This is a genomic window from Acidovorax sp. GW821-FHT09A11 (assembly GCF_059418365.1).
Genome location: NZ_JBWKPS010000012.1, coordinates 36,135 through 49,311 on the forward strand (window position 1 = coordinate 36,135; position 13,177 = coordinate 49,311).

The following is a 13,177-nucleotide window of genomic DNA, read 5'->3' on the forward strand; positions in this document are numbered from 1 at the left end:
ATGCTGCCGAGAGATGTCGCTATTTTCGCCACTTTTGAGGTTCGCCGCAGCGTTGCAGGCCAATAATCGTTGCCGAATCAAGGGCTTGAGCAGAGAATCTAAGAGGGTTTGTAACGTATTTGCCCGGTCGCCCGCATGCTGCTGGCACCGAGGCGCCAGTGAGGGGGCGTTTCACAATGCATGAGAAGAGGAACAACATGACGGCATTCACCAGCGTTCGGCGGACCGCCCTGGGCGCGCTCACCATGATCGCTGGCGCTTTGCTGATCGCCCCGGCCCAGGCGCAGAACCACCCCATCTCCAGCGGCCAGCGCGCGACCGCACAGCAGGTATCGGAGCGTGGCGTTCCCCTTTCGGAGCTGGCGCCCAACGCACCGGATACCTATACCGTCAAGCGCGGCGACACGCTGTGGGGCATTTCGGGCATGTACCTCAAGCGTCCCTGGCGCTGGCCCGAGCTGTGGGGCATGAACCTCCAGTCCATTCCGAACCCCCACCTGATCTACCCGGGCCAGACGCTGTATCTGGACAAGGATGGAGGCTACGCACGCCTGCGGACCACGCCCCCGGGCGTGGCGGAACCCGAGACGCAGACGGTGCGCGTGTCTCCGCGCACCCGCAGCGACAGCCTGGCCAGCACCGCGCTGCCCACCCTCAAGCCCCACCTGATCGAGCCTTTCCTCGTGGAGCCCCTGGTGGTGGATGCCCAGGTGCTGCAGCGCGCTCCCCGCATCATCGCTACCACCGAAGACCGGGTGCTGATGGCCAGTGGCGACCGGGCCTATGTGCGCGGGGATGCCTCCGCCCCCGTTCGAGCCGAGGCGGGCGAGCCCCGTTTCTTCCGTGTCTTTCGCGATGCCGTGGCCATGAAGGATCCCGTGACGGGTGAAATCCTGGGGTACGAAGCGCAGTATCTGGGCAAGGCCGAGCTGGTGCGGGGAGAGTCTTTCGAGGACATCCCCAACGGCAAGGGCGGCTATATTTCCGAGTATGTGCCTGCCACGGTGGATCTGTCGGGCACCAAGGAGGAGATCCGCGCGGGGGACCGCATCCTGCCCGCGCCCGCCCGGGTCTTCACCAGCTACACACCCCGTGCGCCCCATATCGACGTCGACGCGCGGGTCGTCTCCATCTACGGTAGCTTTTCGGCGGCCTACGCCGCCCAGAACCAGGTGGTTGCGATCAACCTGGGCTCACAGGACGGCATCGAGCCGGGCCATGTGCTGTCGTTGCTGACCAAGGGCGATCGCATCAAGGATGTGACCGGCGATGCGAAGACCATGGTCAAGCTGCCCAGCGAGAACAACGGGACCGCCATGGTGTTCCGGACCTTCGACCGGGTTTCGTATGCCCTGATCCTGGAGATTCGCAGTGGCGTGCGGGTTGGCGACCGCCTGGTGAATCCCCAGGAGTAACTGCGCGGACCTGCCGGGGCCGCGAAGCCGTCCAGGGGCGGCACGGGCCCTGGCCTGTTTTGCTGCTGTTTGACTTCTACAACCGCCATCATGGACCGCGACGAGCTGGGAGCATGGTTGCGCCTCACCCTCTCCGCGGGGGTGGGCAATGGCGCCGCACGGCGCCTGCTGGCGCGCTTTGGCCTGCCCCAGGCGGTCTTCCAGCAATCGGAGTCTGCGCTGCAGCAATGTGTGACCTTGGCCCAGGCCAAGGCGCTGTGCACCGTGCCCAGCGAATGGGAAGCGCTGCTCGATACCACCTGGCAATGGCTGGAGGGCGCCGATCCCCAGGGGCCTGCGCGCGCGGTGGTCACGCTGGGTGACCACCGGTATCCACAGTCTCTGCTGGATACCGAAGACCCGCCGCTGCTGATGTACCTGATGGGCCCTGCCCGGCTGGTCACGCAGGCCCCGTTTCCCGTTGGCCGGTGCCTCGCGGTGGTCGGAAGCCGCAATCCCACCGCCCAAGGCGCGGACAACGCGCGGCTTTTTTCCCGGACACTGCGCGGGGCGGGCCTCACCATTGTCTCGGGGCTTGCGCTGGGGGTGGATGCTGCGGCCCATGAAGGGGCGCTGGATGTTGTCACTGAAGCCGCGGCGCAGGTTGCACCTGCCACCATTGCCGTGGTGGGCACGGGGCTCGACCGTGTCTATCCGCGCAAGAACCTGGACCTCGCGCACCGCATCGCCACGCACGGGCTTCTGGTCAGCGAGTACCCCCTGGGCACGCCACCGCTGGCCGCCAATTTTCCCAAGCGCAACCGCATCATTTCCGGCCTCTCCCAGGGGACTCTGGTGGTCGAGGCGGCACTGGCCTCGGGGTCGCTGATCACTGCCCGAATGGCGGCCGAACAGGGCCGCGAAGTGTTTGCGATTCCCGGCTCCATCCACGCACCGCAATCACGGGGCTGCCATGCGCTGATACGCCAGGGGGCCAAGCTGGTGGAGTCCGCGCAGGACGTGCTGGAAGAGTTGCGCCTGCCTTCCGCCCCGGCGGTGGACAGGCAGCTCGTTGACTCCGGATCAGCATGCAGCAACACCGACCCGGGCATCCCCGGGGGGGCAGACAGCCCTGTGCTGAAGGCCCTGGGTTTTGACCCCATGGGCGTGGATGCCCTGGTGGCCCGCACCGGCATGGATGCGGCGTCGCTGCAGGTGGCGTTGCTGGAGCTGGAGCTCGAGGGCCGCGTTGCCCGTTTGCCGGGCGGCCTGTTCCAGCGGCTGGGGACCGCCTGAGGCGCCCCCTCTGGACGGTGGTGGTTCGGGCGCGCGCCGCTTCGTTCGGTGCGTCCGGACCTGGTCAGTCCAGAAGCCGCTCGGGGTTGGCGTCCAGCTTGGCCAGCGCATCGCGCGTGGCGCGCAAGGTCAGGCCCTCTTCTTCCTGGGCGACGAGCAAGCCGGCCTGCAGATAGGCTGCGAGCCTGCGCAACTGGATCAGGTAGCTGCTGCCGTCGACAGCGGCGAACAAATGCAGCTGCTTGCGCTGGCTTTGCCAGGCATATTGCACCTGGGCCGATGCCCCGTTGTGGTCCAGCGTGTACCAGGTGCCAGGCTGCAGTTCCTGGGCCCAGGCGACCATGTCGTCCTGAACGGGCGCGCCGTTGTCGGCGACCACATGGATGGAGGAGGCATCGATGCCCAGCATCATCTCGATGTTGTCGGCGTTGAGCGGCATGTCGCCCAGCGTCGCGTCGTTGATGAAATCCTCAAGGTTGGCCAGGCGCTTGGCCATGGCGTCGATGTGTGCCTGCGGAATGGATGCCGTCTTGGAGAGGAAGGCGTCGGCCAGCGTGTCGGTGAGGACCTTGATCTGCGCATCCTGCGCCGGGCCGTTCACCCCCATCAGGGCCAATCCCTGGCGCAGGCGTTGCAGCAGGCCCGGAAGATTCTGGATGACCTGCGCGCGGTCGCTGCGGTTGGGCTTGGCGCTGGCCGCCCAGACCAGGTCCGCGGCCGTGCGCTTGAGCGATACGGTGTCTGCGTGCTGCGGGCCGTCGCGCACGGCCGACAGGGCCAGCACCTCGGCCCAGGTCTTGAAGAGAAACTCGCGGATCTCGTCGCGCACCGGCATGTCGCGCAGCATCGTGCGCAGCTCGATGGTGTACTGGATCGCCAGGGTTTCTTTCTGCTCGACCTGCTGGGCCACCGTGACCAGGCGCGAGGTGGCCTGCTTTTCGGTGAGGAACTTGGACAGGAATTTCTCGAACTCGTCGTAGACCAGCTGGAACACACGCCGGCCGGTCTCGGGGTACTGCTCGATCACCTGGACCACGCGGCGGATTTCCGCCTCCAGCGCGCTGCCATTGATGCTGGTGGCATCAAAGCCCATCACGCAGGCCCCCATGCGGTCGATCAACTGGCGCGCGGGGTGGTTGAGGTTGCTGAAGAACTCTGGCTCGGCCAGCGCCACGCGCAGCACGGGCACCTGAAGCCGGGCAAACCAGACACGCACGGCCGGCGGGATGCGGTCCTCGGCCAGGATGCTCTGGAACATCAGGGCCACCACTTCGATGATGGCTTTTTCCCCGGCGGTGGAGGCCTTCTTCTTGAGCTCGGTCGAGCGTTCGCGCACCGCGCCCGCCAACTGCACCACGGCCGCGGGACTGTAGTCTTCCATCAGGGTGGCAACGCCACTGTAGTAGGTGTCGGCGTGCACGCGGTGGGCGGTGAGGGCATGGGCGAGCGCGGCCGAAGCCGGCGGGGCATTGACCATGTCGAACCCGGTCGCCGGTTGCGTCAGCAGCCTGCGCAGTTGCCCCATCACGCCCTGCGCCCGCTGGCGGGCCCGCGCCAGCGGGGTCATGCCCGTGGCAAACCCCGTGGGCAGGCCATGCCGCGGATAGCCCGCCGGCGGCCTGCCGCCGGGCAGGTGATGCTGGGGCATGGGGTGGCCGCCGCCCGGCTGGGGGATGCCGCCGCCGCGCGCCGCAGCCATGGCTTCCCGCGTCTGGGCCAGCGCCTGGGACGCCAGGCCCCCGGCACCGGAGTTGCTGGCGCCGCCGGCAACCGTGCCGCCCGAAGTGCGCCGCACGCGCGACTTGAGGTCGGCCTGGGGCGTGACGCCCTGCTCCACATAGAACACATTGACGGCCTGGTACTGCTTCTGGAGCAGGTTGGCCAGTTCCCGCTGCAACGGGTCCACCACGGTCTGCAGGTCGGTGCGGGGCAGGCCGGCCTCGACCCACTGCTCGACCAGCAGCAGGCACACGGCATCGGGCCGGAGGATGTCGCTGCTGTCGAGCTCCTGCCCTTCCAGCGACTGGGTGCGCTGGCGCAAGGTGTCGAACTGGTGGCTGACCTGTTCGCTGACCGTGAGGGCCATGCGGGAAGCCAGGATCTTGTTTTCCACCACGTCGTCGCTCAGCAGCTCGAACTGGGGGCTCGCGCCGCCGGTGGCGAGGGTGCCGCGGGTGGTGCTGCTGTGCGGCGCCAGCGCATCGCGCCAGGCCTTGCCGGTGCGTTCGGTCCAGGCAGCATGGTGCTGCTGATATTGCATCCAGGCATCGCGGTGCGCCTGCATTTCGCGCGCTGTGCCCGTCTGGGACATCAGCGTTGTCAGGAAGTCCAGGACCGTCTTGTCCAGGTCCGGGAGTCCGCCGCACAGCCCCTCTACGAACCGCTGGCGCGCCTGGCGGGCCAGGCGGCGCTGTGGAACGGAAGGGGGCGTGGCTTGCATGGACCGATATTAGCGGTTCAGACGGTGGCCCCGGCATGGGGATCGTTCGGATCCCCATCCTTCTTCACGGGCTTGACAAGGTCTTCGCGCTTCACACCGAGCCACATGGCGATGGCCGCGGCCACGAACACGGAGGAGTAGATGCCGAACAGGATGCCGATGGTGAGCGCCAGGGCAAAGTAGTGCAGGCTCGGGCCGCCAAAGAAGAACATCGACAGCACCATGGCCTCGGTGGACGCGTGGGTGATGATCGTGCGGCTCATCGTGCTCGTGATGGCGTGGTCGATCACCTCGTGCGTCGTCATCTTGCGGTACTTGCGGAAGGCCTCGCGGATCCGGTCGAAGATCACGACCGATTCGTTGACCGAATACCCCAGCACGGCCAGCACGGCCGCCAGCACCGACAGCGAGAACTCCCACTGGAAGAACGCGAAGAAGCCCAGGATGATCACCACGTCGTGCAGGTTGGCGATGATGGCCGCCACGCCGAACTTCCACTCGAAGCGGAAGGCCAGGTAGATCACGATGCCCACCACGACCATGGCCAGCGCCATCAAGCCGCCGTGCACCAGTTCCTCGCCCACCTGCGGGCCCACGAACTCGGTGCGCCGCAGCGTGACCTCGGGGTTGGCTGCCTTGAGCGCGCCCAGTACCTGTTCGCTTTGCTGCGCCGACGTCACGCCCTTTTGCACGGGCAGCCGGATCATCACGTCGCGGGCCGTGCCGAAGTTCTGCACCTGCACGTCGGGATAGCCCAGGCCGGAGACCGTCTCGCGGACCTTGGCCAGCTCGGCCGGCTGGCTGTAGGCCACTTCCATGACCGTGCCGCCCGTGAACTCCACCGACAGGTGCAGCCCGCGCGTGAGCAGGAAGAACACGGCCAGCGCGAACGTGATGAAGGAGATCGCGTTGAAGATCAACGCGTGCTTCATGAACGGGATGTCTTTTCGAATGCGGAAAAACTCCATGATCTTTGTTCCTTGCTTGGAGTTTCTTAGTTCGTCTTGGCCACGGCGGCATCGGCGTCCGGCTTCCAGACCTGGCCGATCGACACGCTCTTGAGCTTCTTCTGGCGGCCATACCACAGGTTCACCAGGCCGCGCGAGAAGAACACGGCCGAGAACATGCTGGTCAGGATGCCGATGCAGTGCACCACGGCAAAGCCGCGCACCGGGCCGGAGCCGAAGGCCAGCAGCGCCAGGCCCGCGATCAGCGTCGTCACGTTCGAGTCCAGGATGGTGGCCCAGGCGCGCTCGTAGCCCGCATGGATGGCCGCCTGCGGCGACATGCCGGAGCGCAGTTCCTCGCGGATGCGTTCGTTGATCAGCACGTTCGAGTCGATGGCCACGCCGATGGCCAGCGCCATGGCGGCAATGCCCGGCAAGGTCAGGGTGGCCTGGAGCATCGACAGGATGGCCACCAGCAGCAGCACGTTCACGGCCAGCGCGATGCTGGAGAACACGCCGAACAGCGTGTAGTAGAAGCACATGAAGACCGCGATGGCCGCCAGGCCCCAGACCACGCTGTGGATGCCGCGTTCGATGTTGTCTGCGCCCAGCGTCGGGCCGATGGTGAATTCCTCGATGATTTCCATCGGTGCGGCCAGCGAGCCCGCGCGCAGCAGCAGCGCGGTGTCGTTGGCTTCCGCCGTGGTCATGCGGCCGGAGATCTGCACCCGGCCGCCGCCGATTTCGCTGCGGATCACGGGGGCCGTCACCACCTCGCCCTTGCCCTTTTCAAACAGCACGATGGCCATGCGCTTGCCCACGTTCTCGCGCGTGATGTCGCGGAAGATGCGCGAGCCCTTGGCGTCCAGCGTGAGGTTGACGGTCGGCTCCTGCGTCTGGCCGTCGAAGCCGGGCTGCGCGTCGGTCAGGTTCTCGCCGGTCAGGATGACCTGCTTCTTGACGATCACGGGCTGGCCGCTGCGCTCCAGGTAGCGTTCGGAGCCGAACGGCACGGGGCCGCGGCCGGTCTCGGCGGTGCGGGCCTCGGTGCCCTCGTCCACCATGCGCACTTCCAGCGTGGCCGTGCGGCCCAGGATGTCCTTGGCCTTGGCGGTGTCCTGCACGCCGGGCAGCTGCACCACGATGCGGTCCAGGCCCTGCTGCTGGATCACGGGCTCGGCCACGCCCAGCTCATTGATCCGGTTGTGCAGCGTGACGATGTTCTGCTTGAGGGCCTGCTCCTGCACGCGGCGCGTGGCTTCGGGCTTGATGGAGGCGCGCAGCTTGAATTCGCTGCCTTCGGGCGTGCTGGCGACCTGCAGGTCGGTGAACTGGTCCGCGATCAGGTTGCGGGCCGCCGTCAGCATGGCCTCGTCGCGCACCTTGATGTCGATGTTCTGGCCTTCGCGGCTGATGCCGCCGTGGCGGATGCTCTTGTCGCGCAGCGCGGTGCGGATGTCGCCCGCATAGGACTCGGCCTTCTTGGTCAGGGCCGCCTGCATGTCCACCTGCAGCATGAAGTGCACGCCACCGCGCAAGTCCAGGCCCAGGTACATGGGGTTGGCATGCAGGGATTTGAGCCAGACGGGCGAGCGGGACACGAGGTTCAGCGCCACGATGTACGACGGATCGCTGGCATCGGGCACCAGGGCCTTCTGGATCGCGTCCTTGGCTTTGAGCTGGGTGTCGGGCGTGTCAAAGCGCGCGCGCACCGAGTTGCCCTCCAGCGCCACGAAGTCGGGCGTGACGCCCGCGGCCTTGAGCGCTTCTTCCACCCGCTGCTGCACGGCGGTGTCCACCTTGACGGTGGCCTTGGCCGACGAAACCTGCACCGCAGGCGCTTCGCCAAAGAAATTGGGCAGGGTGTACAGGACCCCCACCAGCAGCACGATCACCAGGATCGCGTACTTCCAGACCGGATAACGGTTCATGATCGCGCTCTTATCTCAGTTGTGCATGGCGCCATGCGCCGACCCCTGCCAGGGACGCCGTGGATCTGGCTCTGCCAGTCCGGGGGCGTCGTCCCCCTCCCGCGCGGCGCGGGGGCAAGGGGAAGGCGCGCAGCGCCTCAGGGGAATGTTCATTGATTACTTGACCGAACCCTTGGGCAGGACCTGAACCACGGCGCTGCGCTGCAGCTGCACTTCGACGCCGTTGGCGATCTCGATGTGCAGGAAACCTTCGGACAGGCGCGTGACCTTGCCGACGATGCCGCCGGAGGTGGCCACTTCATCACCCTTGGCGATGGCGTCGATCATGGCGCGGTGTTCCTTCTGGCGCTTCATCTGGGGGCGGATCATGACGAAGTAGAGCACCACAAACATGAGCACCAGGGGCAGCATGCCGGTCAGCGAGGACATGATGTCGGTACCACCAGCGGCGGCGGCGGGTGCGGTTTGGGCAAAAGCGGAAGAAATAAACACGGACTGGACTCCACAACGGATGGTCAAAATTCACAAAACCCGCCAGGGGCCGGCGCGAGGGCGCCTTCCAGGGCGGAACAGGGCATTGTATGCGGCCCCCTGTGCGCGGCCCAAGGGGGAAGACCCAAGCCGCTGGCGGGTGTTTGCCGCGGGCGGGCGGTGCGCCGCGATGGCGGGAAAAAATCAGATCAAAATGGCCATTGACGCCGGCCTGTCAATCATTTGATGCTCCTGACTTGATAGTAAAAAGCCCGCGCGGTGCGCGGGCTCTTCACGGCAGGGCTGCCACGGCAGCCGGCTTCACGCCGCCTGGCGCTGCGGCTGGGCGGTGGTGCCGCCGGCGCGCCATTGCGCCATCAGGCCGTCCCACTTGGGGCGTGCGGCCGACAGGTGGCGCTCCTTCACGTGGCCATAGCCCCGGATTTCCTCGGGGATGCGGGCGATCTCCACGGCCAGGGCCAGGTTGTCCGCGTTCAGGCGGGCCAGCAGCTCCTCGATGCAGGCGCGGTATTCCACGATCAGCGCGCGCTCCATGCGGCGCTCCTCGGTCTTGCCGAACACATCCAGTGCCGTGCCACGCAACCCCTTCATCTTGGCCAGCAGACCAAAGGCGCTGCGCATCCAGGGGCCGAACGGCTGCTTGACGAGTTCGCCCTTGTCGTTCTTCTTGGCCGTCATCGGAGGGGCCAGGTGGTGCACCAGCTTGTAGTCGCCTTCGAACATGTTCGCGATCTTGTCCGTGAAGGCCTTGTCGGTGTGCAGGCGTGCCACCTCGTACTCGTCCTTGTAGGCCATCAGCTTGAACAGGTAGCGGGCCACGGCCTCCGACAGGCGGGTGGTGGTGCCCAGCTTGCTTTCGGCGGCGCGCACCTTCTCGACGAAGGCCGTGTACTCGGACGCGTAGGCGGCATTCTGGTAGCCCGTGAGGAATTCCACGCGCTTGGCGATCATTTCGGCCAGCGAAGGCTTCTTGACGAACTGGATCACCTGCGCGGCGGCAAACAGCGCCTGCACCGAGGCCAGGTCATGCGCGCAGCGGCGGCCCCATTCGAAGGCCGCCTTGTTGTTGTCCACCTGCACGCCGTTCAATTCCATGGCGCGCATCAGCGACGCGTAGGTCAAAGGCACGCGGCCCTTTTGCCAGGCGTAGCCCAGCATCAGCGGGTTGGTGTAGATGCTGTCGCCCAGCAGCTGGGTGGCCACCTGTTCGGCATCGAAGCTCCCAACGCCACCCGCGCCGACCGCCGCCGCGATGACGCTGTCGCAATTGGCGCCCGGGAACTGCCAGTCCGGGTTGGTCACGAAGGCCGCCGTGGGCGTGCCATGCGTGTTCAGCGCCACGAAGGTGCGGCCCGGCTGCATCACGGCCAGCGTGTACTTGTGCGCGGCGACGATGGAGTCGCAGCCGATCACCAGGTCGGCCTTGGCGGTGTCGACCTTGGTGGTGTAGATAGCCTCGGGGCGGTTGGCGATCTGAATGTGGCTCCAGGTGGCGCCGCCCTTCTGGGCCAGACCACCGGCGTCCTGGGTGATGACGCCCTTGCCGTCCAGGTGCGCGGCCATGCCCAGCAGCGAGCCGATGGTGATCACGCCCGTGCCGCCCACGCCGCCGACCACGATGCCCCAGGCCGCTTCGGCCACGGGCAGCACTGGCTCAGGGATGGCCGGCAGGCTGGTCAGGTCGCCCTTCTTTTCCTTCTTGGGCTTCTTGAGCTTGCCGCCTTCCACGGTCACGAAGCTTGGGCAGAAGCCGTTCACGCACGAGTAGTCCTTGTTGCAGGTACTCTGGTTGATGCGGCGCTTGCGGCCGAACTCCGTCTCTACCGGCTCCACGCTCAGGCAATTGGACTTGGTGGAGCAGTCGCCGCAGCCCTCGCACACCAGCTCGTTGATGACGACGGTCTTGTCGGGCGTGGCCAGGGTGCCGCGCTTTCTGCGGCGGCGCTTTTCGGTGGCGCAGGTCTGGTCGTAGATGATGACCGTGCAGCCCTTGATCTCGCGGAACTGGCGCTGCAGCGTGTCGAGCTCGTCGCGGTGGTGCACCGTCACGCCCTCGGCCAGCGCCACGCCGTCGTACTTCTGCGGCTCGTCGGTCACGATGATGAGCTTGACCACGCCCTCGGACTTCAGGCTGTTCATGATCTGCAGCACCGAATGGCCTTCGGGCCGTTCGCCCACCTGCTGGCCGCCGGTCATGGCCACGGCGTCGTTGTAGAGCACCTTGTAGGTGATGCTGGTGCCCGCCGCGATGCTCTGGCGGATGGCCAGCAGCCCGCTGTGGAAGTAGGTGCCATCGCCCAGGTTGGCGAACACGTGCTGGTCGGTGGTGAACGGCGCCTGGCCCACCCAGGTCACGCCCTCGCCACCCATCTGCGTGAAGGTGGACGTGTTGCGGTCGGGCATCCAGTTGGCCATGTAGTGGCAGCCGATGCCGGCCACGGCGCGCGAGCCCTCGGGCACGCGGGTGCTGGTGTTGTGCGGGCAGCCGCTGCAGAACCAGGGGGCGCGCTCGCCCGTGTCCACCTTGAGCTCGGCCATGCCGCGCTCGCTCGCCTCGATGATGGCGATGCGCGAATCCATGCGCGCGATGATGTCGCTGGAGACGCCCAGCTTCTTCAGGCGCTTGGCGATCGCCTTGGCGATGATGGCCGGCGTCAGGTCGGCCTTGGCGCGCAGCAGCCAGTTCTGGCTGGGGTTGGGCATGGACCATTCGCCGCCCGTGGCATCGCCCTCGGGCTCGTCGAACTTGCCCAGCACGTTGGGGCGCACGTCGGCGCGCCAGTTGTAGAGCTCTTCCTTGAGCTGGTATTCGATGACCTGGCGCTTTTCCTCCACCACCAGGATCTCCTGCAGGCCCTGGGCGAAGTCGCGCGTGATGGTGGCTTCGAGCGGCCACACCACGTTGACCTTGTGCACGCGGATGCCCAGCTGACGGCAGGTGTCATCGTCCAGGCCCAGGTCCACCAGGGCCTGGCGCGTGTCGTTGTAGGCCTTGCCGCTGGCGATGATGCCGAAGCGGTCGTTTTGGCCTTCGATCACGTTGTAGTTGAGCTTGTTGGCACGCACATAGGCCAGGGCCGCGTACCACTTGTAGTCCATGAGGCGCGCTTCCTGTTCCAGCGGCGCATCGGGCCAGCGGATGTGCAGGCCCCCGGGCGGCATCACGAAGTCCTCGGGCATCACGATCTTCACGCGGTCCGGGTCCACCGAGATGCTGCTCGAAGACTCGACCACTTCCTGGATGGTCTTCATGCCCGACCACACGCCCGAGAAGCGGCTCATGGCGAAGGCGTGCAGGCCCATGTCCAGGATTTCCTGCACGCTGCTGGGGAAGAACACTGGCGTGCCGCAGGCCTTGAAGATGTGGTCGCTCTGGTGAGCGGCCGTGCTGCTCTTGCTGATGTGGTCGTCCCCGGCAATCGCGATCACGCCGCCGTGCTTGGCGGTGCCCGCCATGTTGGCGTGCTTGAACACGTCGGAGCAGCGGTCCACGCCCGGGCCCTTGCCGTACCAGATGCCGAAGACGCCGTCGAACTTCTTGGATTGGGGATACAGGTCGAGCTGCTGCGTGCCCCAGACGGCCGTCGCGCCGAGTTCCTCGTTCACGCCGGGCTGGAAGACGATGTTGTTGGCCGCCAGATGCTTCTTGGCCGCCCACAGCGCCTGGTCGTACGTGCCCAGGGGCGAGCCCCGGTAGCCGCTGATGAAGCCGGCGGTGTTCAGGCCGGCCACGGCGTCGCGCTGGCGCTGCAGCATGGGCAGGCGGACCAGGGCCTGCACCCCGCTCATGAACGCCCGGCCGTGGTCCAAAGAGTATTTGTCGTCGAGGGTGACGGTTTCGAGGGCCTTGCGGATGTGCTCGGGCAGTGGGGCGTTCATGGCTATGTCTCCAATGGCTTTTTTGTGGGGCCGGGCCTTGTGGGCCCGGTCGGGGCGCAGTCCTTCCGCCCGTTTAGGGCAGCGACTCCAGTGTGCAGAGAAGTGTATGTCTGCATTGCTGATATGTCTTTGCGTTCTGTGCCGTGTTTGGGCTATTCTGAGAAAGGATCTTTCTCGGCACGGCCATTTTGTGAACACTCTCGACAAATTCGACATCGCCATCCTCAATGAGCTGCAGGCTGACGCACGCCTGACGAACGCCGAACTGGCCCAGCGCGTGGGCCTTTCGGCCGCGCCCTGCTGGCGGCGGGTGCGGGCGCTGGAGGAGCAGGGCTTCATCAAGGGCTACCGCGCCGAGATCGACCGGCACAAGATCGGCCTGGGGGTGCTGGCGTTCGTGCGGCTGGATGCCGACCGCAGCACCGGCGACCTCACGCGCGAGATGGAGGCGGCGATCGCGCGCATCCCCGAGGTGGTGGCCTGCCACTACATCAGCGGCACGGGCACCTTCGAGCTGCAGGTGGTGGCGCGCGACCTGGACAGCTTTTCGCAGTTCGCGCGCGACGTGCTGCTCAACCTGCCCAACGTGAAAGACATGCACACCAGCTTTTCGCTGGGCGAGGTCAAGGCCAGCAGCGCGCTGCCGCTCACGCACCTGGCGCGCGCCAAATCCTGATTGCTATCATTTCAATAGCTTTTGGTGCTTGCTGGGAAAGCGCCAGGTGCCCAAAAGGCATCGGGCCGCTGGCCCGGGCCATGCCCCTGCACCGGCGTCGGACGCGCCGCCGGGCGCAGCGC

8 protein-coding genes are annotated in these 13,177 nt (G+C 66.5%); 3 read left to right on the forward strand and 5 right to left on the reverse strand.

The genetic code is table 11. The features are described from left to right. Nucleotides 1-197 precede the first annotated feature (197 nt). On the forward strand, nucleotides 198-1,415 hold the full coding sequence (locus AC07PV_RS22280; RefSeq protein WP_218297121.1) for a LysM peptidoglycan-binding domain-containing protein: 1,218 nt from the start codon (nucleotides 198-200) through the stop codon (nucleotides 1,413-1,415). A gap of 90 nt (nucleotides 1,416-1,505) precedes the next feature. Continuing rightward, the gene (gene dprA / locus AC07PV_RS22285; RefSeq protein WP_494631382.1) at nucleotides 1,506-2,690 is read left to right on the forward strand and encodes a DNA-processing protein DprA; all 1,185 of its coding nucleotides are present in this window, start codon (nucleotides 1,506-1,508) and stop codon (nucleotides 2,688-2,690) included. Nucleotides 2,691-2,754: 64 nt separating this feature from the next. Here dprA and AC07PV_RS22290 read toward each other — a convergent pair whose 3' ends face one another. From AC07PV_RS22290 to AC07PV_RS22310, 5 genes are all read right to left on the reverse strand, one after another. Further along, nucleotides 2,755-5,130, reverse strand: a complete 2,376-nt coding sequence (locus AC07PV_RS22290) for a DUF1631 domain-containing protein (protein ID WP_492245166.1) — start codon at nucleotides 5,128-5,130, stop codon at nucleotides 2,755-2,757. Between the two features lie 17 nt (nucleotides 5,131-5,147). Further along, nucleotides 5,148-6,098: a protein translocase subunit SecF gene (gene secF, locus AC07PV_RS22295; protein WP_218297124.1), complete on the reverse strand. Its 951-nt coding sequence runs from the start codon at nucleotides 6,096-6,098 to the stop codon at nucleotides 5,148-5,150. 26 nt (nucleotides 6,099-6,124) lie between these two features. Further along, complete coding sequence (gene secD, locus AC07PV_RS22300) at nucleotides 6,125-8,008, reverse strand: protein translocase subunit SecD (protein ID WP_218297125.1); 1,884 nt, start codon at nucleotides 8,006-8,008, stop codon at nucleotides 6,125-6,127. 156 nt (nucleotides 8,009-8,164) lie between these two features. Beyond that, on the reverse strand, nucleotides 8,165-8,500 hold the full coding sequence (gene yajC / locus AC07PV_RS22305) for a preprotein translocase subunit YajC (RefSeq protein ID WP_218297126.1): 336 nt from the start codon (nucleotides 8,498-8,500) through the stop codon (nucleotides 8,165-8,167). A 300-nt stretch (nucleotides 8,501-8,800) separates the two neighbouring features. Beyond that, nucleotides 8,801-12,379: an indolepyruvate ferredoxin oxidoreductase family protein gene (locus tag AC07PV_RS22310; protein WP_494631344.1), complete on the reverse strand. Its 3,579-nt coding sequence runs from the start codon at nucleotides 12,377-12,379 to the stop codon at nucleotides 8,801-8,803. Nucleotides 12,380-12,569: 190 nt separating this feature from the next. Here AC07PV_RS22310 and AC07PV_RS22315 point away from each other — a divergent pair, with 190 nt between their 5' ends. Then, nucleotides 12,570-13,055, forward strand: a complete 486-nt coding sequence (locus AC07PV_RS22315; RefSeq protein WP_218297128.1) for an Lrp/AsnC family transcriptional regulator — start codon at nucleotides 12,570-12,572, stop codon at nucleotides 13,053-13,055. The last annotated feature ends 122 nt before the right edge of the window (nucleotides 13,056-13,177 follow it).